The organism is Streptomyces sp. NPDC005820 (assembly GCF_040630255.1).
Taxonomy (GTDB): Bacteria; Actinomycetota; Actinomycetes; order Streptomycetales; family Streptomycetaceae; genus Streptomyces.
This window is the reverse complement of sequence record NZ_JBEXXE010000001.1, coordinates 178,731-203,666: the sequence shown is the minus strand read 5'-3', so window position 1 is coordinate 203,666 and position 24,936 is coordinate 178,731. Positions and strand designations below refer to the sequence as shown.

General features: G+C 70.9%; 22 protein-coding genes. 16 read left to right on the top strand and 6 right to left on the bottom strand.

The features are described 5' to 3' along the window. Nucleotides 1-19 precede the first annotated feature (19 nt). The 9 genes from ftsW (at nucleotide 20) to ABZ464_RS00880 (ending at nucleotide 8,769) form a co-directional block, all read left to right on the top strand. Complete coding sequence (gene ftsW / locus ABZ464_RS00920) at nucleotides 20-1,384, top strand: putative lipid II flippase FtsW (RefSeq protein ID WP_359268977.1); 1,365 nt, start codon at nucleotides 20-22, stop codon at nucleotides 1,382-1,384. Nucleotides 1,385-1,390: 6 nt separating this feature from the next. Further along, nucleotides 1,391-2,488: an undecaprenyldiphospho-muramoylpentapeptide beta-N-acetylglucosaminyltransferase gene (murG, locus tag ABZ464_RS00915; protein WP_359268974.1), complete on the top strand. Its 1,098-nt coding sequence runs from the start codon at nucleotides 1,391-1,393 to the stop codon at nucleotides 2,486-2,488. A gap of 80 nt (nucleotides 2,489-2,568) precedes the next feature. Continuing rightward, complete coding sequence (locus tag ABZ464_RS00910; protein ID WP_359268971.1) at nucleotides 2,569-3,375, top strand: FtsQ-type POTRA domain-containing protein; 807 nt, start codon at nucleotides 2,569-2,571, stop codon at nucleotides 3,373-3,375. A 278-nt stretch (nucleotides 3,376-3,653) separates the two neighbouring features. Further along, on the top strand, nucleotides 3,654-4,850 hold the full coding sequence (ftsZ, locus tag ABZ464_RS00905; RefSeq protein ID WP_359268968.1) for a cell division protein FtsZ: 1,197 nt from the start codon (nucleotides 3,654-3,656) through the stop codon (nucleotides 4,848-4,850). Beyond that, nucleotides 4,847-5,575, top strand: coding sequence for a peptidoglycan editing factor PgeF (gene pgeF / locus ABZ464_RS00900; protein WP_359268965.1), 729 nt, complete (start codon nucleotides 4,847-4,849; stop codon nucleotides 5,573-5,575). Before ftsZ ends, pgeF begins: the two co-directional genes overlap by 4 nt. A gap of 5 nt (nucleotides 5,576-5,580) precedes the next feature. Continuing rightward, nucleotides 5,581-6,300, top strand: a complete 720-nt coding sequence (locus tag ABZ464_RS00895; RefSeq protein ID WP_359268962.1) for a YggS family pyridoxal phosphate-dependent enzyme — start codon at nucleotides 5,581-5,583, stop codon at nucleotides 6,298-6,300. A gap of 128 nt (nucleotides 6,301-6,428) precedes the next feature. Then, nucleotides 6,429-7,070: a cell division protein SepF gene (gene sepF, locus ABZ464_RS00890; RefSeq protein WP_359268959.1), complete on the top strand. Its 642-nt coding sequence runs from the start codon at nucleotides 6,429-6,431 to the stop codon at nucleotides 7,068-7,070. 39 nt (nucleotides 7,071-7,109) lie between these two features. Next, nucleotides 7,110-7,397, top strand: a complete 288-nt coding sequence (locus ABZ464_RS00885) for a YggT family protein (RefSeq protein ID WP_359268956.1) — start codon at nucleotides 7,110-7,112, stop codon at nucleotides 7,395-7,397. A gap of 55 nt (nucleotides 7,398-7,452) precedes the next feature. After that, nucleotides 7,453-8,769 carry a DivIVA domain-containing protein gene (locus ABZ464_RS00880; protein WP_359268954.1) on the top strand — a complete coding sequence of 439 codons (1,317 nt, stop codon included), beginning with the start codon at nucleotides 7,453-7,455 and terminating at the stop codon, nucleotides 8,767-8,769. A 173-nt stretch (nucleotides 8,770-8,942) separates the two neighbouring features. Here ABZ464_RS00880 and ileS read toward each other — a convergent pair whose 3' ends face one another. Beyond that, the gene (gene ileS, locus ABZ464_RS00875) at nucleotides 8,943-12,095 is read right to left on the bottom strand and encodes an isoleucine--tRNA ligase (RefSeq protein WP_359268951.1); all 3,153 of its coding nucleotides are present in this window, start codon (nucleotides 12,093-12,095) and stop codon (nucleotides 8,943-8,945) included. A gap of 603 nt (nucleotides 12,096-12,698) precedes the next feature. Here ileS and ABZ464_RS00870 point away from each other — a divergent pair. The 6 genes from ABZ464_RS00870 to ABZ464_RS00845 all read left to right on the top strand — a co-directional run bounded on the left by ABZ464_RS00870 (nucleotide 12,699) and on the right by ABZ464_RS00845 (nucleotide 18,251). After that, a complete protein-coding gene (locus ABZ464_RS00870; RefSeq protein WP_359268948.1) occupies nucleotides 12,699-13,583 on the top strand; it encodes a TraR/DksA family transcriptional regulator in 885 nt (294 codons plus the stop codon). Nucleotides 13,584-13,650: 67 nt separating this feature from the next. Beyond that, entirely contained in the window at nucleotides 13,651-14,259 is a 609-nt protein-coding gene (lspA, locus tag ABZ464_RS00865; protein ID WP_359268945.1) for a signal peptidase II, read from the top strand. A gap of 86 nt (nucleotides 14,260-14,345) precedes the next feature. After that, nucleotides 14,346-15,290: an RluA family pseudouridine synthase gene (locus tag ABZ464_RS00860; RefSeq protein ID WP_359268942.1), complete on the top strand. Its 945-nt coding sequence runs from the start codon at nucleotides 14,346-14,348 to the stop codon at nucleotides 15,288-15,290. After that, on the top strand, nucleotides 15,287-15,760 hold the full coding sequence (locus ABZ464_RS00855; RefSeq protein ID WP_359268939.1) for a GNAT family N-acetyltransferase: 474 nt from the start codon (nucleotides 15,287-15,289) through the stop codon (nucleotides 15,758-15,760). The genes ABZ464_RS00860 and ABZ464_RS00855 overlap by 4 nt, the downstream gene beginning before the upstream one ends. A 69-nt stretch (nucleotides 15,761-15,829) precedes the next feature. Next, nucleotides 15,830-17,413 carry a Na+/H+ antiporter gene (locus tag ABZ464_RS00850; protein WP_359268936.1) on the top strand — a complete coding sequence of 528 codons (1,584 nt, stop codon included), beginning with the start codon at nucleotides 15,830-15,832 and terminating at the stop codon, nucleotides 17,411-17,413. A 97-nt stretch (nucleotides 17,414-17,510) separates the two neighbouring features. Next, nucleotides 17,511-18,251 carry an SDR family oxidoreductase gene (locus tag ABZ464_RS00845; protein WP_359268933.1) on the top strand — a complete coding sequence of 247 codons (741 nt, stop codon included), beginning with the start codon at nucleotides 17,511-17,513 and terminating at the stop codon, nucleotides 18,249-18,251. A gap of 9 nt (nucleotides 18,252-18,260) precedes the next feature. Here the strand turns inward: ABZ464_RS00845 and ABZ464_RS00840 are convergent, their stop codons facing one another. Further along, complete coding sequence (locus tag ABZ464_RS00840; protein ID WP_359268931.1) at nucleotides 18,261-19,355, bottom strand: mechanosensitive ion channel domain-containing protein; 1,095 nt, start codon at nucleotides 19,353-19,355, stop codon at nucleotides 18,261-18,263. Between the two features lie 98 nt (nucleotides 19,356-19,453). On the opposite strand from ABZ464_RS00840, the gene ABZ464_RS00835 reads away from it, so the two are divergent. Then, a complete protein-coding gene (locus tag ABZ464_RS00835) occupies nucleotides 19,454-20,023 on the top strand; it encodes a dienelactone hydrolase family protein (protein WP_359268929.1) in 570 nt (189 codons plus the stop codon). Nucleotides 20,024-20,048: 25 nt separating this feature from the next. Here the strand turns inward: ABZ464_RS00835 and ABZ464_RS00830 are convergent, their stop codons facing one another. From ABZ464_RS00830 to ABZ464_RS00815, 4 genes are all read right to left on the bottom strand, one after another. Then, nucleotides 20,049-21,731, bottom strand: a complete 1,683-nt coding sequence (locus ABZ464_RS00830; RefSeq protein WP_359268926.1) for an alkaline phosphatase D family protein — start codon at nucleotides 21,729-21,731, stop codon at nucleotides 20,049-20,051. 99 nt (nucleotides 21,732-21,830) lie between these two features. Continuing rightward, the gene (locus ABZ464_RS00825) at nucleotides 21,831-22,643 is read right to left on the bottom strand and encodes a thioredoxin domain-containing protein (protein ID WP_359268923.1); all 813 of its coding nucleotides are present in this window, start codon (nucleotides 22,641-22,643) and stop codon (nucleotides 21,831-21,833) included. A 97-nt stretch (nucleotides 22,644-22,740) separates the two neighbouring features. Next, nucleotides 22,741-23,430: a hypothetical protein gene (locus ABZ464_RS00820; protein ID WP_359268920.1), complete on the bottom strand. Its 690-nt coding sequence runs from the start codon at nucleotides 23,428-23,430 to the stop codon at nucleotides 22,741-22,743. Between the two features lie 68 nt (nucleotides 23,431-23,498). Then, entirely contained in the window at nucleotides 23,499-24,848 is a 1,350-nt protein-coding gene (locus ABZ464_RS00815) for a DUF2252 domain-containing protein (protein ID WP_359268917.1), read from the bottom strand. Between the last annotated feature and the right edge of the window lie 88 nt (nucleotides 24,849-24,936).

The following is a 24,936-nucleotide window of genomic DNA, read 5'->3' as shown; positions in this document are numbered from 1 at the left end:
CCTAGGGGGTTGTAGTCACGTGTCCAGTAGTCGTACCGGGCGGCCGCCCGTCCAGCGGGCTGTCCGTCGGCCCCCCGCCCGGCGGCCGGCCCGTGACAACCCCGTCCTGCGGGCCTACACGCGTGCGCGCAAGGCCTGGGACCGGCCGCTCACCGCCTACTACGTGATCCTCGGCGGCAGTCTGCTGATCACCGTGCTCGGGCTGGTGATGGTGTACTCCGCCTCGCAGATCACCGCGCTGCAGATGTCGCTGCCCGGGTCGTTCTTCTTCCGCAAACAGTTCCTGGCCGCCTCCATCGGGGCCGTGCTGCTGCTGGTCGCCTCCCGGATGCCGGTCAAGCTGCACCGGGCGCTGGCCTACCCGATCCTCGCCGGAGCCGTCTTCATGATGGCCCTGGTGCAGGTGCCCGGGATAGGGATGGCCGTCAACGGCAACCAGAACTGGATCTCGCTCGGCGGCTCCTTCCAGATCCAGCCCAGCGAGTTCGGCAAGCTCGCCCTGGTGCTGTGGGGCGCCGACCTGCTCGCCCGCAAGCAGGACAGGAAGCTGCTCACCCAGTGGAAGCACATGCTGGTGCCCCTGGTCCCGGTGGCCTTCATGCTGCTCGGGCTGATCATGCTCGGCGGCGACATGGGGACGGCGATCATCCTCACGGCGATCCTGTTCGGGCTGTTGTGGCTCGCGGGGGCGCCCACCCGGCTCTTCGTCGGGGTGCTGTCGATCGCCGCCGCGATCGGGTTCCTCCTGATCAAGACCAGCCCGAACCGGATGGCCCGCCTCGCCTGCATCGGCGCCACCGAGCCCAAGTCCGGAGCCGCCGACTGCTGGCAGGCCGTGCACGGGATCTACGCCCTCGCCTCCGGCGGCATCTTCGGTTCCGGACTCGGGGCGAGTGTGGAGAAATGGGGACAACTCCCCGAAGCCCACACCGACTTCATCTTCGCCGTCACCGGTGAGGAACTGGGTCTCGCGGGGACGCTGTCGGTGCTCGCCCTGTTCGCGGCTCTAGGCTATGCGGGTATCCGCGTGGCCGGACGCACGGAGGACCCCTTCGTCAGGTACGCCGCGGGAGGTGTGACCACCTGGATCACCGCGCAAGCCGTGATCAACATCGGTGCGGTGCTCGGTCTGCTGCCGATCGCCGGCGTCCCCCTCCCGCTGTTCTCCTACGGGGGGTCCGCCCTGCTGCCGACCATGTTCGCGATCGGGCTGCTGATCGCCTTCGCACGCGACGACCCCGCTGCACGGGCGGCGCTTGCGCTGCGGCAACCCCGCTTTGGTAGAAAGCGGGGGGCCGGGGGTTCCGCGGTGAAACGGGAACCCCGGAGATGGAACACGATGCGACGGCGTGCCTCGGCGGCGCGTCCGTCCGGAGAGCGGTGAATTTCGGTGCATGTCGTACTCGCTGGTGGGGGGACCGCCGGCCACATCGAGCCCGCGCTCGCCCTCGCGGACGCCCTGCGCAGGCAGGACCCCACCGTGGGGATCACGGCCCTGGGCACCGAGCGCGGTCTGGAGACCACGCTCGTTCCGCAGCGGGGCTACGAGCTCGCGCTGATCCCGGCCGTACCGCTGCCGCGCAAGCCCACCCCCGAGCTGATCACCGTCCCGGGCCGGCTGCGCGGCACGATCAAGGCCGCCGAGCAGATCCTGGAGCGCACCAAGGCCGACGCCGTCGTCGGCTTCGGCGGGTACGTGGCCCTGCCCGGCTATCTCGCCGCCAAGCGCCTCGGGGTGCCGATCGTGGTCCACGAGGCCAACGCCCGCCCCGGCCTGGCCAACAAGATCGGCTCCCGGTACGCCGCCCGCGTCGCCGTCTCCACGCCCGACAGCAAGCTGCGCGACGCCCGCTACATCGGCATCCCGCTGCGCCGCTCCATCGCCACCCTGGACCGCGCCGCGGCCCGCCCCGAGGCCCGTCATATGTTCGGCCTCGACCCCAATCTGCCGACGCTGCTCGTCTCGGGCGGCTCGCAGGGCGCCCGCCGCCTCAACGAGGTCGTCCAGCAGGTCGCGCCCTGGCTCCAGCAGGCCGGCATCCAGATCCTGCACGCGGTCGGCCCGAAGAACGAACTGCCACATGTCCAGCAGATGCCGGGAATGCCCCCCTACATCCCGGTACCGTACCTGGACCGGATGGACCTCGCGTACGCCGCGGCCGACATGATGCTCTGCCGCGCGGGCGCGATGACCGTCGCCGAGCTCTCCGCCGTCGGACTCCCGGCCGCCTACGTCCCGCTGCCCATCGGCAACGGCGAACAGCGGCTGAACGCCCAGCCGGTGGTCAAGGCCGGCGGCGGGCTCCTCGTCGACGACGCGGAACTCACCCCCGAGTGGGTGCGCGAGAGCGTCCTGCCGGTGCTCGCCGATCCGCACCGGCTGTACGAGATGTCCCGCGCCGCCGGCGAGTTCGGCCGCCGGGACGCCGACGAGCTGCTCGTCGGCATGGTGTACGAGGCGATCGCGGCGAGTCGCGCCCAGCGATAGGCAACGCATCGGCGAGTGAACCGAAGGGGCGCGTCGGTGTGGCGCCCCGGAGGTGGACCGAGCCAGGAAAGGGAGTGCGCGTGGCCGGATCCGCCACCGTCGAGCGCGGTGCGCGCCAGGAGGAGCCGTCCGGCCCGCCCCTCGTCCGAAGACTGGGCGGCCCTCGCCGAGCCCGTATGATGATCATCCTCGCGCTCGCCGTGCTCCTCCTCGGCGGAGGCACGGTCTGGGTGTTGTACGGCTCCTCGTGGACGAGGGTCGAGCGCGTCTCGGTGTCCGGCACGGACGTCCTGACGCCCGACCAGGTGCGCGAGGCCGCCGCCGTACCGGTCGGATCGCCGCTCGTCTCCGTCGACATCGGTGCGATCGAGGCGCGGCTGCGCACGAGACTGCCCCGAATCGACACGGTTGACGTGGTTCGTTCCTGGCCCCATGGAATCGGCCTGAAAGTGACCGAGCGACAGCCCGTTCTGCTCGTCGGAAAAGGGTCGAACTTCGTGGAAGTGGACGACAAAGGCGTCCGTTTCGCCACGATTTCCCAGGCATTGAAGAACGTGCCGCTCCTCGAATTGGCCCTCTCCGGGTCGAGTTCGGGCGGGTCCGGCGCAGCGAGCCTGCGCCGCTTCGGCGAGGGCCGTCTGGTGCGTGAGGCGGTGAAGGTCGTCGGCGGCATTCCGGACGCCGTCGCCCGGACGACCCGCTCCCTCAAGGTCCGTTCCTACGACGACATCTCGCTGGAGCTGACCGACGGCCGCACGGTCGCCTGGGGAAGTGCCGACCAGGGTGCCCTGAAGGCGCGTACGCTCGGTGCTCTCATGAAAGCCTCCCCGGCCGCGCGGCACTTCGATGTCAGCGCTCCCACGGCCCCTGCGTCATCAGGGAGTTGACGCACATCAGCGCAGGCCAGCACCCTGGTTGGGCAGCGACACGGCTGATCACATAGGGTGAAAAGAAAAACGGGAGGTTCGGCGTGTTCGTTGAACGGGCGCCACTTGTCGACTTAGTGTCCTGTTCAGAAGACTCCAAGGAACAGACACACTGGTAACCCTAAACTTCAGCGTTAGGGTTCGGGTCGGCGAAACGGACCGTCCCATTCGGCATCAGTCGTCGGATCGCGCGACCACGCGAGGCGGCGACACGTAACTCGAGGCGAGAGGCCTTCGACGTGGCAGCACCGCAGAACTACCTCGCAGTCATCAAAGTCATCGGTGTCGGCGGCGGTGGTGTCAATGCCATCAACCGGATGATCGAGGTCGGTCTCAAGGGCGTCGAGTTCATCGCCATCAACACCGACGCGCAGGCGCTGTTGATGAGCGACGCCGACGTCAAGCTCGACGTCGGCCGCGAACTGACCCGCGGACTCGGCGCCGGCGCCAACCCGGCCGTCGGCCGCAAGGCCGCCGAGGACCACCGCGAGGAGATCGAGGAGGTCCTCAAGGGGGCCGACATGGTCTTCGTGACGGCCGGTGAAGGCGGCGGCACCGGCACCGGCGGCGCGCCCGTCGTCGCCAACATCGCCCGCTCCCTGGGCGCCCTGACCATCGGCGTGGTCACCCGCCCGTTCACCTTCGAGGGGCGGCGCCGGGCCAACCAGGCCGAGGACGGCATCGCCGAACTCCGCGAAGAGGTCGACACCCTCATCGTCATCCCCAACGACCGGCTGCTGTCCATCTCGGACCGCCAGGTCTCGGTCCTGGACGCCTTCAAGTCGGCCGACCAGGTACTGCTCTCGGGTGTCCAGGGCATCACCGACCTCATCACCACCCCCGGCCTCATCAACCTCGACTTCGCCGACGTCAAGTCGGTCATGTCCGAGGCCGGTTCGGCGCTCATGGGCATCGGCTCGGCCCGCGGCGACGACCGCGCGGTGGCCGCCGCCGAGATGGCGATCTCCTCGCCGCTCCTCGAGGCCTCCATCGACGGCGCCCGGGGCGTGCTGCTCTCCATCTCCGGCGGCTCCGACCTCGGCCTGTTCGAGATCAACGAGGCCGCCCAGCTGGTCAGCGAGGCCGCCCATCCCGAGGCCAACATCATCTTCGGCGCGGTCATCGACGACGCGCTCGGCGACGAGGTCCGGGTCACGGTCATCGCGGCCGGCTTCGACGGCGGCCAGCCCCCGGCCCGCCGGGACAACGTCCTCGGCTCGTCCACCGCCTCCACCCGCCGCGAGGAGCCCGCTCCGGTACGGCAGCCGGAGAGCCGCCCGTCCTTCGGCTCGCTCGGCAGCGTCACGCCGAAGGAGGAGCCGGAGCCGGCCCCCGAGCCGGTGGCCGAGATCCCGGTCGCCCCGCCGGTCCCGCCGTCGCGGACCTACTCGGACAGCGCGGCCGAGGAGCTGGACGTGCCGGACTTCCTGAAGTGATAGGACAGCGCGGACACGTGAGCGGCGCGCACTTCGCCTTCACCGACCGGTGGGGCGGGGTGAGCGCCGCTCCGTATGAGGAGCTCAACCTCGGCGGAGCGGTCGGCGACGACTCCGCGGCCGTGCTCGCCAACCGGGACCTGGCCGCCAAGTCCCTGGGGCTGGATCCTTCGGACGTGGTCTGGATGAACCAGGTGCACGGCGCCGACGCGGCGGTCGTCGACGGACCCTGGGGCGACAGGCCGGTGCCGCGGGTCGACGCGATCGTCACCGCGCGGCGCGGGCTCGCCCTCGCCGTCCTCACCGCCGACTGCACCCCCGTCCTGCTCGCCGACCCGGTCGCCGGGATCGCCGCCGCGGCCCACGCGGGCCGGCCCGGCATGGTCGCCGGGATCGTCCCCGCCGCCGTACGGGCCATGGTGGAACTCGGCGCCGACCCGTCCCGGATCGTCGCCCGCACCGGACCCGCCGTCTGCGGCCGGTGCTACGAGGTGCCGCAGCAGATGCGGGCCGAGGTCGCCGCCGTCGAGCCGGCGGCACACGCCGAGACGAGCTGGGGCACGCCGGCGGTCGATGTGACCGCCGGGGTGCACGCGCAGCTCGACCGGCTCGGGGTGTGCGACCGGGAGCAGTCGCCGGTGTGCACCCGTGAGTCGCAGGACCACTTCTCCTACCGCCGCGACCGCGCCACGGGGCGACTCGCGGGATATGTCTGGCTGGACTGATGGGCATGACGGACCGCAAGGACGAACTCGCCGTAAATCTGGCGAAGGTGGAGGAGCGCATCGCCCGCGCGTGCGCGGCCGCCGGTCGGGCGCGGGAGGACGTGACCCTGATCGTGGTCACCAAGACCTACCCGGCCGACGACGTGCGGATCCTGGCGGACCTCGGGGTGCGCCACGTCGCCGAGAACAAGGACCAGGACGCCGCGCCCAAGGCCGCGACTTGCTCGGACCTGTCGCTTTCCTGGCACTTCGTCGGCCAGTTGCAGACCAACAAGGTGCGATCCGTGGTCGGTTACGCGGACTTCGTGCAGTCCGTGGACCGTTCCCGGCTGGTGACCGCGCTGTCGAAGGAGGCGGCGCGCACCGGGCGGGAGGTCGGGTGCCTGATCCAGGTCGCCCTGGACGCGGGTGAGAGCGGGCGGGGGGACCGGGGCGGCGTGGCGCCCGGCGGCATCGAGGAGTTGGCCGGCCTGGTCGCCGGCGCGCCGGGACTGAGGCTCGCCGGACTGATGACCGTCGCACCTCTGACCGGGGAGTACGCGGGACGCCAACGCGCCGCGTTCGAGCGGTTGATGGATTTGTCGACTGACCTGCGCCGAGCCCATCCCGGTGCGAACATGGTCTCCGCAGGGATGAGTGCGGACCTCGAGGAGGCCGTGGCTGCCGGGGCGACACATGTACGCGTCGGCACTGCGGTACTCGGAGTCCGCGCCAGGCTCGGGTAACGTCGCCAGGAAGTCGGACCACAGCAGAAAATATGGTCATTACCGCCGGTAGGCGGGCACAAGGGCCACGTGGATCGCGGGACTTGGCAGTCGAAAGCCGATCCACCACAGAGCGGAGGACTCAGAGCATGGCCGGCGCGATGCGCAAGATGGCGGTCTACCTCGGCCTCGTGGAGGACGATGGGTACGACGGCCGGGGATTCGACCCCGATGACGACTTCGAACCCGAGCTCGACCCGGAACCCGAGCGGGACCACCGGCGACACGAGCCGTCCCACCAGTCACACGGAGTGCACCAGTCCCAAAGGGACGAAGAGGTGCGAATCGTGCAGCCACCCGCTCCGCGCGAGCCGGTGGCCCGATCCGCTTCGCTCGCTGCGGAATCCGGGCGCCCGGCGCGCATCGCGCCCGTGGCATCCATCACACAAGAACGTCAGTCCCTGGAGAAGAACGCACCGGTGATCATGCCCAAGGTCGTGTCGGAACGAGAGCCGTACCGGATCACCACGCTTCACCCCCGGACCTACAACGAGGCCCGTACCATCGGGGAACACTTCCGCGAGGGCACCCCGGTGATCATGAATCTGACTGAGATGGATGACACAGACGCAAAGCGACTTGTCGACTTTGCGGCCGGTTTGGTGTTTGGTCTTCACGGCAGCATCGAGCGGGTGACGCAGAAGGTGTTTCTGTTGTCGCCTGCTAACGTCGATGTCACGGCGGAGGACAAGGCCCGCATCGCAGAGGGCGGGTTCTTCAACCAGAGCTGAGACGCAAGACCGGACACAGGGGAGAGGGAAGCACCGAACATGAGCGTGGTTCTGCAGGTGATCTACGTCGTGCTGATGGTCTTCCTGATCGTGCTCATCTTCCGATTGGTCATGGATTACGTCTTTCAGTTCGCCCGCTCATGGCAACCCGGCAAGGCGATGGTGGTCGTTCTGGAGGCCACCTACACTGTCACCGATCCACCGCTCAAGCTTCTGCGGCGAGTCATCCCGCCGTTGCGTCTCGGGGGCGTGGCACTCGACCTGTCCTTCTTCGTATTGATGATCATCGTCTACATCCTGATCACACTCACCCGGGCCGGGATGTGAGCGATGTGAGAGATACGGTCCTGCCGAATGCCGACGACTACGTTGAGGTGAAGAGATGCCGTTGACCCCCGAGGACGTGCGGAACAAGCAGTTCACGACCGTCCGCCTCCGAGAAGGCTATGACGAGGACGAGGTCGATGCCTTCCTCGACGAGGTCGAAGCCGAACTGACCCGACTGCTCCGCGAGAACGAGGACCTGCGCGCCAAACTGGCGGCGGCCACGCGCGCTGCTGCCCAGAACCAGCAGAACATGCGCAAGCCTCCGGAGCCGCAGGACCAGGGCGGCATGCCTCAGCAGGGTGGGATGCAGCAGGGCGGTATGCAGCAGGGCATGCCTCAGCAGGGGATGCCCCAGCAGGGGATGCCGCCCCAGGGCATGCCTCAGCAGGGGATGCCCCAGCAGGGGATGCCGCCGCAGGGGATGCGAGGCCCCGGCGCTCCGGTGCCCGCCGGCATATCGGGCCCGCCGCAGCAGCAGATGGGCGGCCCCATGGGTGGCCCGCCCCAGCTGCCGAGCGGTGCCCCGCAGCTGCCCGCCGGCCCCGGCGGTCAGGGTGGTCCTCAGGGTCCCGGCCCGATGGGTCCGGGTCCGATGGGCCAGGGTCCCATGGGTCAGGGTCCCATGGGTGGTCCCATGGGTGGTCCCATGGGTGGCCAGCCCCCGATGCAGCAGCAGATGGGTGGCCCGATGGGCGGCCCCATGGGCGGTCCGATGGGCGGCCCCGGTCAGGGCCCCGGTGGCGACAGCGCCGCCCGAGTCCTCTCGCTGGCCCAGCAGACCGCCGACCAGGCGATCGCCGAGGCCCGCTCCGAGGCGAACAAGATCGTCGGCGAGGCGCGTTCGCGTGCCGAGGGTCTCGAGCGTGACGCCCGCGCCAAGGCCGACGCCCTGGAGCGGGACGCGCAGGAGAAGCACCGCGTCGCGATGGGCTCCCTGGAGTCCGCCCGCGCCACGCTGGAGCGCAAGGTCGAGGACCTGCGCGGCTTCGAGCGCGAGTACCGCACGCGTCTGAAGTCGTACCTCGAGTCCCAGCTGCGCCAGCTGGAGACCCAGGCCGACGACTCCCTCGCGCCGCCGCGCACCCCCGCCGCCGCTTCCCTGCCGCCGTCCCCGGCGCCCTCCATGGCTCCGGCCGGCGCCGGCGCGCCGTCCTACGGCTCCGGTGCTCCGGGTATGGGTTCCGGCATGGGGTCCGGCATGGGTTCGGGCATGGGCGCGCCCAGCCCCGCCGCGCCGTCCTACGGCGGGCAGCAGCAGATGTCCCCGGCCATGACTCAGCCGATGGCGCCGGTTCGTCCGCAGGGTCCCTCCCCGATGGGCCAGGCTCCCTCGCCGATGCGCGGCTTCCTCATCGACGAGGACGACAACTGACGGCCAGTAGTACGCCTTAGGCGTCGGCAGCGTTCAAAGGGCGGGCCCCGGATTCCGATCCGGGGTCCCGCCCTTTTTACGCGTGTTGACGATGGTGCAGGTGGTGACGGTGCGACACATGGTGCATACGGAAGGGCCCGGCCTCCAGGAGACCGGGCCCTTCTCGTACGTTCTTACAGCTTGCGCAGGCGGAACGTCAGCGTCAGGCCCTCGTCGGTGAACGGGGTGCCGTACGCCTCGCCGGCCTCGTCGGGCTCGCCCTGGGCGAAGTCGGTCGACAGGACCTCGTCGGCGATCAGGGCGGAGTGGCCGGACAGCGCGTCCACGGTGGCCGGGTCGGTGGCCGTCCAGCGCAGCGCGATGCGGTCGGCGACGTCGAGGCCGCTGTTCTTGCGGGCCTCCTGGATCAGCCGGATCGCGTCCCGGGCGAGACCCGCGCGGCGCAGCTCCTCGGTGATCTCCAGGTCCAGGGCGACGGTGGCGCCGGAGTCGGAGGCGACGGACCAGCCCTCGCGCGGGGTCTCGGTGATGATGACCTCGTCGGGGGCGAGAGCGATCGTCTCGCCGTCGACGTCCACCGACGCCGTGCCCTCGCGCAGGGCGAGGGACAGCGCGGCCGCGTCCGCGTTCGCGACGGCCTTGGCCACGTCCTGGACGCGCTTGCCGAACCGCTTGCCGAGGGCCCGGAAGTTCGCCTTGGCGGTGGTGTCGACCAGCGACCCGCCCACCTCGGAGAGGGACGCCAGGGACTCGACGTTCAGCTCCTCGGTGATCTGGGTGTGCAGCTCGGGGGAGAGCGCGTCGAAGCCGCTCGCGCCGACCAGGGCCCGGCTCAGCGGCTGGCGGGTCTTGACGCCCGACTCCGCGCGCGTGGCGCGCCCCAGCTCCACCAGGCGGCGTACCAGGACCATCTGCTTCGACAGCTCCGGGTCGATCGCGGAGAGGTCCGCCTCCGGCCAGGAGGAGAGGTGCACGGACTCCGGGGCGCCCGGGGTGACGGGCACGACCAGGTCCTGCCAGACCCGCTCGGTGATGAACGGGGTCAGCGGGGCCATCAGCTTGGTGACCGTCTCCACGACCTCGTGCAGGGTGCGCAGCGCGGCCTTGTCGCCCTGCCAGAAGCGGCGCCGTGAGCGACGGACGTACCAGTTGGACAGGTCGTCGACGAACGCCGAGAGCAGCTTGCCGGCGCGCTGGGTGTCGTACGCCTCCAGCGCCTGGGTCACCTGGTCGGTGAGCGCGTGGAGTTCGGAGAGCAGCCAGCGGTCCAGCAGCGGGCGGTCGGCCGGGGCCGGGTCGGCCGCGCTCGGCGCCCAGGCGGACGTACGGGCGTACAGCGCCTGGAAGGCCACCGTGTTCCAGTACGTGAGGAGCGTCTTGCGGACGACCTCCTGGATGGTGCCGTGGCCGACGCGACGGGCCGCCCAGGGGGAGCCGCCGGCCGCCATGAACCAGCGGACCGCGTCGGCGCCGTGCTGGTCCATGAGCGGGATCGGCTGCAGGATGTTGCCCAGGTGCTTGGACATCTTGCGGCCGTCCTCGGCCAGGATGTGGCCGAGGCACACGACGTTCTCGTACGAGGACTTGTCGAAGACCAGGGTGCCGACCGCCATCAGCGTGTAGAACCAGCCGCGGGTCTGGTCGATGGCCTCGGAGATGAACTGCGCCGGGTAGCGGGACTCGAACAGGTCCTTGTTCTTGTACGGGTAGCCCCACTGCGCGAACGGCATCGACCCCGAGTCGTACCAGGCGTCGATGACCTCCGGCACGCGCGTGGCCGTCTTCCCGCAGCTCTCCTGCGGGCAGGCGAAGGTGAGCGCGTCGATGAACGGGCGGTGCGGGTCCAGCTCGGACTGGTCGGCGCCGGTCAGTTCGCTCAGCTCCGCGCGCGAGCCGACGACGGTGAGGTGGTCGTCCTCGCAGCGCCAGATCGGCAGCGGGGTGCCCCAGTAGCGGCTGCGGGAGAGCGCCCAGTCGATGTTGTTGTTCAGCCAGTCGCCGAAGCGGCCGTGCTTGACCGTGTCCGGGAACCAGTTGGTCTTCTCGTTCTCCTGGAGGAGCCGGTCCTTGACGGCGGTGGTGCGGATGTACCAGGACGGCTGCGCGTAGTAGAGGAGCGCGGTGTGGCAGCGCCAGCAGTGCGGGTAGCTGTGCTCGTACGGGATGTGCCTGAAGAGGAGGCCGCGCTGCTGGAGGTCCTCGGTGAGCTGTTCGTCCGCCTTCTTGAAGAAGACGCCGCCGACCATCGGGACGGACTCCTCGAAGGTGCCGTCCGGGCGGACCGGGTTGACCACGGGCAGGCCGTAGGCGCGGCAGACCTTGAGGTCGTCCTCGCCGAAGGCGGGGGACTGGTGGACCAGGCCCGTACCGTCCTCGGTGGTGACGTACTCGGCATTGACGACGAAATGCGCCTCGGCCGGGAACTCCACGAGCTCGAACGGACGTTGATAGGTCCAGCGCTCCATCTCGGCGCCGGTGAAGCGCTGACCGGTGGTCTCCCAGCCCTCGCCGAGCGCCTTGGCCACCAGCGGCTCGGCGACGACGAGGTTCTCCTCGCCGTTCGTCGCGACGACGTAGGCGACCTCGGGGTGCGCGGCCACGGCCGTGTTGGACACCAGGGTCCACGGGGTCGTCGTCCACACCAGGAGCGCGGCCTGGCCGGCCAGCGGACCGGAGGTGAGCGGGAAACGGACGTACACGGACGGGTCGACGACCGTCTCGTAGCCCTGGGCCAGCTCGTGGTCGGACAGGCCGGTGCCGCAGCGGGGGCACCAGGGGGCGACGCGGTGGTCCTGGACCAGCAGGCCCTTGTCGAAGATCTCCTTCAGCGACCACCAGACCGACTCGATGTACTCGGGGTCCATCGTGACGTACGCGTCGTCGAGGTCGACCCAGTAGCCCATGCGCGTCGTCAGCTCGGAGAAGGCGTCGGTGTGGCGCAGCACGGACTCACGGCACTTGGCGTTGAACTCGGCGATGCCGTACGCCTCGATGTCCTTCTTGCCGGCGAAGCCGAGCTCCTTCTCCACCGCCAGCTCCACCGGCAGGCCGTGGCAGTCCCAGCCGGCCTTGCGGGCCACGTGGTAGCCCCGCATGGTGCGGAAGCGGGGGAAGACGTCCTTGAAGACGCGCGCCTCGATGTGGTGGGCGCCCGGCATGCCGTTGGCGGTGGGCGGGCCCTCGTAGAACACCCACTCGGGGCGGCCCTCGGACTGCTCCAGGCTCTTGGCAAAGATCTTCTGCTCGCGCCAGAAGTCGAGCACGGCGTGCTCGAGGGCGGGCAGGTCGACCTGGGCGGGCACCTGTCGGTACTGCGGCGTTGTCATCTGCGAGCTTCCTCCGGCGGACGTACTGCCTTCCGTCGGAGGGACGAGAGCCTTTGTGTCCTACGCCGTGTGCGGCGCGCTCCCGCGGTACCACCCTCCTTGGCCCTCCGGTGCGCCCTGCGCTCCGGTGAGCCCCCTCATTGGGGTCGCGATGCCGGTTCTACTCGCCCTGCGCGGGCTTTCCTCCGGCGGCTCCGGGGTGATCTTCACGTCGCGCTCGCCCCCGGGCTTCCACCGTCCCCGGGTCGCTCTGGGCTGCGTACGCCGCTACTCGTCCCCATCCACGCTTTTCGCTCCACCCAGTGTACGGCGCCGCACGGACAGCGGCCGACCGGTTTTCGCGGCCTCCGGGCACGGGGTGCGGACCGGTGCGGGGTGACCCGATTGGTGGCCCCGCGGCGGGGTACGCGGGTGCGCGTTCCGGGGCGGTCGGCCGGGCGGATTACCCGCCGGGGAGCTGGGCACAACGCAGGCAGGCCGACCGCGTGGCGTGCGCGAGGCGGGCGATTTCGGCGGTGTGCCCCGTTGCCGCGGCTCTCAAGTCGATTTATCGTCCCAGCACGATTCGCGCGCAAGATCACCATATGTGAAGGGGCCGCGGCCATGGTGGCGAAGAAGACCACTGCCGAGAAGCCGAAGGTGACTGCCGGCGAGCCGGCGGCGCAGGCGAGGGCCGCACGGTCGGCGGGTGGCGTGAAGGGCGCCGCCAAGAAGGCGGCAGGGGAGACCACCGGGGAGAAGTCCCCCGGAGGGAAGACCGCCGCCAAGAAGACGGCGGCTCCCAGGGCGGCCGCCAAGAAGGCGGCTGCTTCCGGGACGGCCGCCGGGAAGGCGGCTGGTTCCGGGACGGCTGTCAGGAAGGCGGGCGGGAAGAAGGCGGGCGGCAGGAAGGCAGCCGCCGGCGGCAAGGCCGCGGACGCCGGGGGCGTGGCAGCGGCGGGTGCGGGAAAGAAGAGCACGGCCAAGAAGGTGGGCGCGGCCAAGGCCGCGGAGCAGACGGGAGCCACGACGGTGGTTGCGAAGAAGACTCCTGGCACGGCCACGGCGGCGAAGAACGCCGTTCCCAAGGCACGCCTCGCCGCGGTGGAACCCGGCGAACTCGCGGTACGCCCCGGGGAGGACCCCTGGACCCCAGAGGAGGTCGAGGAGGCCCGCACCGAGCTGCAGTCCGAGATGGAGCGGCTGCGGGCCGAGCTCGCCTCCTCCGAGACGGCCCTGGTGGGGCTGATGCGGGACTCGGGGGACGGTGCCGGCGACGACCAGGCGGACACCGGGACGAAGAACATCACGCGCGAGCACGAACTGGCGCTGGCCGCCAACGCGCGCGAGATGCTGATCCAGACCGAGCACGCCCTGGAACGGCTGGACGCCGGTACGTACGGCCTGTGCGAGAACTGCGGCAAGGCCATCGGCAAGGCGCGGATGCAGGCCTTCCCGCGGGCCACGCTGTGCGTCGAGTGCAAGCAGAAACAGGAGCGCCGGTACTGATCGCGTGCCGGTGCGGGGGCGTGTCGTACCCTCGTCCTCAGTCAGGTACCTAGGTTGAGGGACTCACGTGGCAGAGGCGGAGCGCATCATCGGTACGCCGGACATCCCAGAGGCGGCGGGAGCCGAGCCGGAGCAGTCGTCCGGCCCGGACCTCCCGGACGGGCAGGAGAGCACCGAGGCGCAGCCCAGGGGCAAGCGCCGGATCGCCGTGCTCTTCGCCGTCGCCGCGTTCGCGTACGCCATCGACCTGGTCAGCAAGATGATCGTGGTCGCCCGGCTGGAGCACCACGCGCCGATCGAGATCATCGGGGACTGGCTGAGGTTCGAGGCCATCCGCAACGCGGGCGCGGCCTTCGGTTTCGGCGAGGCCTTCACGATCATCTTCACCGTCATCGCGACAGCGGTGATCGTGGTCATCGCGCGGCTCGCCCGCAAGCTCTACAGCCTGCCCTGGGCGATCGCGCTGGGCCTGCTGCTGGGCGGCGCGCTGGGCAACCTCACCGACCGGATCTTCCGCTCGCCCGGTGTCTTCGAGGGCGCGGTCGTCGACTTCATCGCGCCGAAGCACTTCGCCGTCTTCAACCTCGCCGACTCGGCGATCGTGTGCGGCGGCATCCTGATCGTGCTGCTGTCCTTCAAGGGGCTGGACCCGGACGGGACCGTCCACAAGGACTGACCCGGGCTGGCCCCGTCCGTGGGCCCCGTCCGAGGTTGTCCACAGGCCCGTACGGGGCGGTCGGAGCCGTCCGGCATACTCGTCGGGTGAGCACGATTCCCGAGATCCGTACCCTGCCCGTGCCGGACGGTCTGGAGGGCGAGCGCGTCGACGCCGCCATCTCCCGCATGTTCGGCTTCTCCCGCACCAAGGCCGCGGAGCTCGCCGCGGCGGGGAAGGTCTCGGTCGACGGCTCGGTGGTCGGAAAGTCCGAGCGGGTGCACGGCGGGGCCTGGCTCGAGGTCGAGATGCCCCAGGCGCCCGCGCCGGTGCAGATCGTCGCCGAGCCCGTCGAGGGCATGGAGATCGTGCATGACGACGACGACATCGTCGTGATCGTCAAGCCGGTGGGCGTGGCCGCGCACCCGTCACCCGGCTGGAGCGGCCCCACCGTCATCGGCGGGCTGGCCGCCGCCGGCTACCGGATCTCCACCTCCGGCGCCGCCGAGCGCCAGGGCATCGTGCACCGCCTCGACGTGGGCACCTCCGGTCTGATGGTGGTCGCCAAGTCGGAGCGGGCGTACACCTCGCTCAAGCGCCAGTTCAAGGAGCGCACGGTCGACAAGCGCTACCACACGCTGGTCCAGGGCCACCCGGACCCGACCAGCGGCACCATCGACGCGCCCATCGGCCGGCATCCGCACCACGACTACAAGTGGGCGGTCACCGCCGAGGGCAAGCCCTCCGTCACGCACTACGACCTGATCGAGGCCTTCCGCGCGGCCTCCCTGCTGGACGTGAAGCTGGAGACCGGCCGCACGCACCAGATCCGCGTGCACATGTCCGCCCACCGCCACCCCTGCGTCGGCGACCTGACCTACGGCGCGGACCCCACGCTCGCCAAGCGGCTGCGGCTGACCCGCCAGTGGCTGCACGCCGTGCGGCTGGGCTTCGAGCACCCCGGCGACGGGCAGTGGGTGGAGTTCGCCAGCGACTACCCGGCGGACCTGCAGAAGGCCCTGGACCAGGTCCGCGAGGAGACCTACGGATGAGCGGCACGCCCGCGTACACGGTGCGCGTCGCCGAGGACGCCGCCGACCTCGAGGCGTGCTTCGCGGTGCGCAAGGAGGTCTTCGTCGGCGAGCAGGGCGTCCCGGAGGACCTGGAGTACGACGAGCACGACGCCGGCGCGGTGCACGTACTGGCGGTCCGCACGGACGGCATACCGCTCGGGACGGGGCGGCTGCTCTTCGGCGCGGCGGCCGCGGAGCGCACCGGCGGCGATCCCGCGGTCGGGTCGCTCGGGCGGCTGGCCGTCGCGCGGGAGGCGCGCGGACTCGGTGTCGGGGTCGCGCTGGTGCGGGCCATCGAGGAGGCGGCACAGGCGCGGGGGCTGACGGCCGTGGACCTGCACGCGCAGACCCGGGCCCTCGGCTTCTACGAACGGCTGGGGTACGCGGCGTACGGCCCCGAGGAGCTGGAGGCGGGGATTCCGCACCGGTCCATGCGGCGTTCTCTCTAGCGACCGGTGGCGCGTGCGACGCTGGACGTCCGGATGCCCTTGATCGTCTAGCCGTCCCGGAGCACGCCCGTGGATCAGTTGGCCCTGCTGTTCGTGCTGTTGCTCGGGGCCGTGGTCAGCGTCCCGGTCGGAGACCGGTTCGGGCTGCCCTCGCCGGTGCTGATGACCCTGCTCGGGATCGTCCTCGCGGTCGCGGACTTCGTGCCGAACGTCGACGTCCCGCCGGACCTGATCCTGCCCCTGGTGCTGCCACCGCTGCTCTACGCGGCCGTACGGCGCACCTCGTGGCGGCAGTTCGCCGCCAACAGACGGCCCATCTTCCTGCTCGCCGTGGCACTGGTGTTCGTCACCACGGTCTCGGTGGCCGCCGTCGCCCAGTCGGTGATCCCCGGGCTGCCGGTCGCCGCCGCCGTCGCGCTGGGCGCCCTGGTCGCGCCGCCCGACCCGGTGGCCGCGACCGCCGTCGCCGGACAGCTCGGGCTGCCGCGCCGGCTCGTCTCCATCCTGGAGGGCGAGGGACTGTTCAACGACGTGACGGCCATCGTCCTGTACCACGTGGCGATCGCCGCCGCCGTCAGCGGCGAGTTCGTGCCCGGCGAGGCGGCCCTGGAGCTGGTGCTGTCCGCCGTGGTCGCGATCGCCGTCGGCGTCGGGCTCGGCTGGGGCGCCAACCGGCTGCTCGACCTGCTGGGCGACGCCACCCTGCAGATCGGGCTCACCCTGCTCGTGCCGTACGCGGCCTATGTGCTGGCCGAGGAGCTGCACGGCTCCGGTGTGCTCGCCGTGCTGACCTGCGCGCTGTTCCTCGCGGAGCACGCCACCGACCCCGACGACGTGCTGACCCGGCTCGCCGGGCACGCCTTCTGGGACATCGTCGACACGCTGGTGACGGGCGTGGCGTTCGGGCTCATCGGGCTCGAACTGCACAACGCGATCCGTACGGCGTCCGGGCGGTGGGGCGAGATGCTCGGCTGGGCCGGGATCATCGCGGCCGTGGTGATCGTCGTACGGCTGGCCTGGCTGCTGCCGGCGACCTGGCTGACGAAACGGCTGCACGCGCGGCGGGACCACGAGGACATCCCGCTCGGCTGGCGGGAGACCGTGGTCATGTGGTGGGCGGGGATGCGCGGGGTGGCGTCGGTCGCGCTGGCGCTGGCGATTCCGCTGGAGACGGAGGCGGGGGACGCGTTCCCCGATCGGGACGAGATCGTCTTCGTCGCGTTCGGGGTCATCATGGCGACGCTGGTGCTCCAGGGGCTCACCCTGCCGTGGCTGGTGAACCGGCTCGGGGTGGAGGCCGACACCGAGCGGGAGAAGGCGTTCGAACGGGAGCTGGCGGTGCGGGCGGCGAAGGCGGCGAAGCTCAGACTGCGGGAGATCGAGGCGGCGGAGGAGCTGCCGGAGGAGCTGAGTGAGCAGATGCTGCGGCGGGCGTTCGAGATCGGGGTGCGGATCAGTCCCGAGATGGGGGAGGAGGAGCGGCGGGAGGGGCATGACGCGCGGGTGCGGAGGCTGAAGCGGGTGCGGCGGATCCAGGGGGAGTTGTTGAGCGCGGCCCGGCACGAGGTGCTGGCGGCGCGGAATGAGGCGGGGGCGGATCCGGAGGTGGTGGACCGGGTGTTGCGTCAGCTGGATGTCCGCAGCCTTCGGTGATCTCCCACCCGCGCACCGCCTGTTCAGCCGGCTGAGGGGTGGGCCGGCCTTCCGTGGTTCCGGCTCGTCGGCGGCTTTCCCTGGCTACGCTCTGATCATGGCACGTAACGTCGTGATCAGCGGTGGTGGTACGGGAATCGGGCTTGCTGCGGCTCGGGTCTTCGCGGGGGACGGGGACCGGGTGCTGTTGCTCGGGCGGCGGGTGGAGGTGCTGGAGAAGGCCGGGATCGACGGGGCGTTGGTCCATGCCGCCGATCTGAGCCGGGTCGAGGAGGTCAGAGGGGTCGCCCGGCTCGTCGCGGAGGAGTTCGGGACGGTCGATGTGCTGGTGCACGGCGCGGGCGGCGCCGGGCATCTGGAGCCGCCGAGCGAGAGTGCGGATCCGCTCGACCGGGTGGCCCACAACTGGACCGTGAACTTCCGGATCAACACGCTCACCGCCGCCCTGCTCACCGAGGCGCTCAAGGACCGGCTCGCCTCCCCCGGCGGACGGGTGCTGTTCGTCAGCTCCATCGCCGCCTACCGGGGGTCCGGGAGCGGGGCGTACGCCGGCGCCAAGGCCGCGCTGCACCCGTACGCCCGTGATCTCGCCCGGGAACTGGGCCCGCGCGGGATCACCGCCAACACCGTCGCGCCCGGCTACATCGAGGACACCGGGTTCTTCGGCGAGGCCATCGACCCCGCGCGGCGCGAGCGGCTGATCGGCGAGACCTTCGACGGGCGGGCCGGGACGCCGGGCGACGTCGCCGCCACCCTGCACTGGCTCGCCTCGCCCGGCGCCGCGCACATCACCTCGCAGGTCGTCCAGGTCAACGGCGGCGCCGAGCGCGGCAACTGAGCTCCCGTGTCAGATGTGACGGGCCGCCGCCGCCCCGTCCGGCGAGGAGGACTGGCCGGGGAGCCGGGCCGGCGGCGGCGTCGCGTCCGCCGTGTTGACCCGCGGCAGCGCGTACGGGTGCTCCTTGGCCAGCCAGCGGACCATCTGCTCGCGGACCGTGACCCGGACCTTCCAGATGTCGTCGGCGTCCTTCGCCGTGACCAGGGCCCGCACCTGCATGGTGTTCGGGGTGGTGTCCGTCACGTCCAGACCGCAGGCGCGGCCGTCCCAGGCGGGGCACTCCCGCAGGATGTCCCGCAGCTTCTCGCGCATCACGTCCACCGGCGCCGTGTGGTCGACGTGGAAGTAGACGATGCCGGTCATCTGCGGTGTGCCGCGCGACCAGTTCTCGAACGGCTTCGAGGTGAAGTACGACACCGGCATGGTGATCCGGCGCTCGTCCCAGGTCCGCACCGTCAGGAAGGTCAGCGTGATCTCCTCGACGGTGCCCCACTCGCCGTCCACGACGACGGTGTCGCCGATGCGCACCATGTCGCCGAAGGCGATCTGCAGCCCCGCGAACATATTGCTCAGCGTCGACTGGGCGGCCACACCGGCGACGATGCCGAGGATGCCGGCCGAGGCCAGCAGCGAGGCGCCCGCCGCCCGCATCGCCGGGAACGTCAGCAGCATCGCCGCCACCGCCACCACCCCGACGACGGCCGCCACCACCCGCATGATCAGCGACACCTGGGTCCGCACCCGCCGCACCCGGGCCGGATCGCGGTGCACGCGCGCGTAGCGGCTGTACGACGTCTCCACGACCGCCGCCGCGATGCGGATCACCAGCCAGGCCACCGAGCCGATCAGCACCAGGGTGAGCGCCTGGCCGATGCCGGTGCGATGGTCCTCCAGCAGCTTCGCCTGGTCGTACGAGCCTCTCAGCAGGGCCGCGCACAGCACCAGCTGGTAGGGGATGCGGCCGCGCCGCAGCAGACCCCACAGCGGTGTCTCACTGTGCCGGGCGTCGGCCTTGCGCAGCAGTAGGTCGGTGGCCCAGCCGATGAGGACGGTCAGCAGGACCGAACCGCCGACCACGATCACGGGGCGGATCACGTTCTCCATGCCCCCGAAAGTAACCGGGTGGGCGGGGCCTTGAACATGTGACTTCCGTGCAGAGACGCTCACGCGGCGTTGTCGGTGCCGGCTGGCACCATGGGCGCATGAACATCATGCTCTTTCACTCGACCTACGGACTGCGCCCCGCCGTGCGCGCGGCGGCCGACCGGCTGCGCGCCGCCGGGTACGAGGTGTGGACCCCGGACCTCTTCGAGGGACGCACGTTCGAGACGGTGGAGGAGGCCAGGGACTACCGGGAGGAGATCGGCAAGGACGAGCTGCTGAAGAGAGCCGTCCTGGCCGCCGCCCCCTACTCGGAGAGAGGGCTGGTGTACGCCGGGTTCTCCCTGGGCGCGGCGATCGCGCAGACCCTCGCCCTGGGCGACGACAAGGCGCGCGGCCTGCTGCTCCTGCACGGCACCTCGGACCTCGCGCCGAACGTCTCGGTGGACGAGCTGCCGGTCCAACTGCACGTGGCGGAGCCGGACCCGTTCGAGCCCGACGACTGGCTGAGCGCCTGGTACCTCCAGATGGGCCGGGCGGGCGCCGACGTGGAGGTCTACCGGTACGCGGGCGCCGGGCACCTGTACACCGACCCCGACCTCCCGGACTGGGACGCGGAGGCCGCCGAGGCCACCTGGCGGGTGGCACTCGGCTTCCTCGAGACCCTTTAGCCGGCTTGGCCGGCGTGGCCGGCTGTTACACCGGGTCGTACGTCCGCTCCACCTTCTGCGTCCCGCTGCGCGTGCGGTAGGAACGGGACCAGGAGGAGGTCGCGGTGGCGCTGGTGCGGTCGGAGAGGACGTAGTAGTCCATCTGCGCGCGGTCGGCGGTGATGTCCAGGACGCCGTAGCCGTGGCGGTCGGTGTCGACGAAGTGGACGTGCCGGTTGGCGGCCCGGATGATCGGCGAGGCGATCGCGGTCAGCGTGCCCTCCGGGACCTTGACGATGTCGTCCAGGTTGTCGGAGGTCACCGAGGTGACCACGAACTCGGTGGCGGCCGAGGCCGACAGCGGGTAGGTCCCCGCGTCCACGGGCACGTCGTTGGCCCACGCCATGTGGATGTCACCGGTCAGGAAGACCGTGTTGCCGATGGCGTTGGAGCGCAGATGCGCCAGCAGTTCACGGCGGTCGTCGGTGTAGCCGTCCCACTGGTCGGTGTTGAGCGCCAGGCCCTCCTGGGGCAGACCGAGCAGCTTGGCGAGCGGCTTGAACAGATCGGCGGAGAGGGAGCCGATGGCGAACGGCGAGATCATCACCGAGTTGCCGACCAGCCGCCAGGTGGTGTCGGACGCCTTGAGCCCGGCCTTCAGCCAGTCGAGCTGGGCGCGGCCGGTGATGGTGCGGTCCGGGTCGTCGACCGTGCCGTTGCCGACCGCCACCTGCTGCGAGCGGAAGGACCGCAGGTCGAGCAGGGACAGATCGGCCAGCTTGCCGAAGCGCAGCCGGCGGTAGGTGGTGCCGGCGATCGCCGGACGGACCGGCATCCACTCGAAGTAGGCCTGCTTGGCGGCCGCCTGACGGGCCGCCCAGGTGCCCTCGGTGCCCTCCGTGTGGTTCTCGGCGCCGCCCGACCAGGTGTCGTTGGCGAACTCGTGGTCGTCCCAGATCGCGACGACCGGCGCCTTCGCGTGCAGGGCCTGCAGATCGGGGTCCGTCTTGTACTTGCCGTGCCGGGTGCGGTAGTCGGCGAGCGTGAGGATCTCGTGCGTGGGCGAGGTCTGCCGGACGACCGTGCCGCGCGCGCCGTACTCTCCGGTGCCGTACTCGTAGATGTAGTCGCCGAGGTGCAGCCAGGCGTCCAGGTCGCCGCGGGCCGCGAGATGGCGGTACGAGGAGAAGTAGCCGGCCTCCCAGTTGGCGCAGGAGACCACGCCGAAGCGCAGTCCGCTCACGGAGGCGTCCGCCGCCGGCGCGGTGCGGGTGCGCGCCACCGGGGAGTCCGTCCCGCCTGCCGAGAAGCGGAAGTAGTAGTCGGTGGCCGGGGCGAGACCGCGCACGTCCGCCTTGACCGTGTGGTCGGAGGCGGCGGTCGCCGTGAGGGAGCCCCGGCCGACGATGTTCGTCAGCGCCTTGTCGGTGGCGACGACCCAGCTGACCTCAGTGTCCGGGCCGAGCCCGGAGCCCGGCACCGCCTCGGCGGTGGGCGTCACCCGCGTCCACAGCAGGACGCCGTCGGGCAGCGGGTCGCCGGAGGCGAGACCGTGCAGGAAGGCCGGGGCCTCGGCGGCCGCGCGGGCGGGTATCGCGGCGGCGAGCGGTCCGGCCAGGACAGCCGTCGCCGCCGCGGCCTTGACGACCGTACGGCGGCGGGGGGACAGCGAGTCGGCGCGCTCTGACGGGATGTCGGCGCTCTCGGGTGATCTGTATCGACTGGTCACGGGCGATGAGATTACTGACCAGTACGACAAAAGAGCGGGCGAACGTGAAATGTTCGCCCGCTCTTCGACTGCGTTTTGTCCTGGGGGGACTTGACCGGGTCAGCCCTTGAGGGCCGCCTCGATCGCCGTGTTGAAGTCGGCGACGGACATCGGCGCGTTCTGGGTGCCGGCGGCGGTCAGCGCCTTGCCGTCCATCTTCAGGGTCGGGGTGCCCGTGACGCCGCTGCTGTCGAAGGTCTTCGACATCTCCAGCGCCCACCGGTCGTAGGTGCCGTTCTTCACCGCGTTCTGGAACTCGGTGTTGCCCTTCAGCTCCTTGACGGTGTCCGCGACCTTGATCAGGTAGGAGTCGTCCTTGAACTTGTCCTCGGTCTCGTCGGGGTGGTACTTCGCCGAGTACAGGGCGGTCTTGTACTCGAGGAACGCCTCGGGGCTGACGTTCAGCGCGGCGCCGAGCGCGCTCAGCGCGTTCTTCGAGCCCTCGCCGGTGAGGCTGCGGTCGAGGAAGGTGGCGCCGACGTACTGGATCTTGAACTTGCCGTCGTCGTAGTCCTTCTTCACCGTCGAGCCGACGGTCTGCTCGAACTGGGCGCAGACCGGGCAGCGCGGGTCCTCGTACATCACGAGGGTCTTCTTGGCGCTCTCCTTGCCCATGACCACGGTGGTGCCGTTCTTGCCGCTGGTGTTGGCCGGCTCGACCAGCTTGGCGGTCTTGGCCTCCTCCCAGTAGCTGGGCTGGTTGGCCTGGACGACGGCGTAGCCTATGCCGCCGGCCGCGGCCAGCACGCCGACCGCCGAGGCGGCGACGATGATCTGCCGCTTGGCCTTGGCCCGCTTGGCCTGCTTCTCGCGCTCGACGCGCAGCCGCTCCCGGGCCGCCGTCTTCGCCGCCGCGCTGTTTCGCTTGCTCATGGTGGTGTTCTCCATCGGGGACGCGCACACGCAGGTGCGCGGGATACGTGGGTGGGGACTGCTCGTGCCGGTGACCGTTCCCGCGGAACGGTTCCGCTCAGACGGAGACGGCCGGGCGCGGTGGTCCGCGCCGGCCCAGGGAGTGCACGAGGAGCAGGTCCCGGGCGGCGGCCGTGCGGTGCGCGGGCCGCGGCAGGCGGCGGGCCGCCGGGGCGCGTCGTACGGTCACGGCGCGGACCGCGAGCAGCAGGGGCCGGAAGGTGGTCGCGCCGGCCGCCCGCAGCAGCTGGGCCAGCGCCCGCTCGCCCCGACGCAGCCAGGCGGCCGCGAGCAGGCCGACGGTGACGTGCGCGGCGAGCAGCAGCCAGGCGGTGACCGGGTCGGTGTGGGCCATCAGCCCGCCGAGCCGGTCGGGGTCGGCGCCGGCGACCCGGGCCAGCGGGGTGCCGAACCGGCCGTTGCCGCACAGCACGTCCCAGCCGACCGCGGCCAGCGGGCCGGCGACCGGGCCGCCCGCCCGGCCGTAGCAGACGTGCTGGCCGGTGGTGAAGATCGTGTCGGCCGCCAGCTCCAGCGGGATCAGCAGGGCGGCGATCCGCCCGAAGCCGCACTCGCGGCCCGCGAGGGCGTACGCGAGGACGAACACGGCGGCCGTGACGGCGGCCACCGTGTTGAACGGCAGCGGGGCCCGGGACAGCAGGACGTGCGACGCGGTGCTGAGCGTCACGACGACCGCCGTGAACAGCGCCGCGCGTACGGCTCTGAGTCGGGTCCCGGATATGTCCATGGCAGCAGAGAGTGTGTCACGCGCTCCTGTAGGAGACCCCTAAAGGGTGCCTGTGAGGAGCGGCACCGTCAGAGACCCGGGATCCGGCCGTTGCGGAACAGGTCGACGAAGATCTGGTGGTCCGCACGCGCGCGTGCGCCGTAGCCGTGCGCGAAGTCCACCAGGAGCGGTGCGAAGCCCTCCTCGTCGGCGGCGATGGCCGCGTCGATGGCCCGCTCGGTGGAGAACGGCACCAGGGACTCGCCGGAGGTGTCGTCCGCCGCCGCGTGCATGGTGGCCGTGGCCCGGCCCAGGTCGGCGACGACGCCCGCGATCTCCTCGGGGTCGTCGACGTCGCCCCAGTCCAGGTCGACGGCGTACGGCGAGACCTCGGCGACGAGCTGGCCCGCGCCGCCCAGCTCGGTCCAGCCCAGCCACGGGTCGGCGTGCTGCTGCAGGGCGCGCTGGGATATCACCGTGCGATGGCCCTCGTGCTGGAAGTAGTCACGGATCGCCGGGTCGGTGACGTGCCGGGAGACGGCCGGCGTCTGGGCCTGCTTGATGTAGATCACCACGTCGTTCTCCAGGGCGTCGCTGTGGCCCTCCAGGAGGATGTTGTACGACGGGAGGCCCGCGGAGCCGATGCCGATGCCGCGGCGGCCCACGACGTCCTTCACCCGGTAGGAGTCCGGGCGGGCCAGGGAGGTCTCCGGGAGCGTCTCCAGATAGCCGTCGAAGGCCGCGAGGACCTTGTAGCGGGTGGCCGCGTCCAGCTCGATGGAGCCGCCGCCGGGCGCGAAGCGGCGCTCGAAGTCGCGGATCTCCGTCATGGAGTCCAGCAGCCCGAAGCGGGTGAGGGAGCGGGCGTCGCGCAGGGCGTCCAGCAGCGGGCCCTCGGCGGTGTCCAGGGTGAACGGCGGCACCTCGTCGCTCTTGGCGCCGGAGGCCAGCGCACGGATCCGCTCGCGGTACGCGCCCGCGTACACCTGCACCAGCTCGGTGATCTGGTCGTCGCCGAGCGCCTTCGCGTACCCGATGAGGGCGATCGAGGCGGAGAAGCGCTTGAGGTCCCAGGTGAAGGGGCCGACGTAGGCCTCGTCGAAGTCGTTGACGTTGAAGATCAGCCGACCGGTCGAGTCCATGTAGGTGCCGAAGTTCTCCGCGTGCAGATCGCCGTGGATCCACACGCGCGAGGTGCGGTCGTCCAGGAACGGCCCGCTGTATGTCCTCCCGCCACCCCGCCCGGCGTTCTCGGCGTCCAGGTCGTGGTAGAACAGCGCCGCCGTGCCCCGGTAGAACGCGAACGCCGAGGCCGCCATCTTGCGGAACTTCACCCGGAACGCGGCCGGGTCGGCGGCCAGGAGCTCGCCGAAGGCGGTGTCGAAGACGGCGAGGATCTCCTCGCCGCGCTGCTCGTCATTGAGCTGGGGAACCGACATCGCTGGGTGCCTCCTGGGACAGGTGGTGCGTGACCTCGGGACGGATCGTCCGTCCCCTTCCAACGTCCGAAGGTACGTGGGAGTGCCC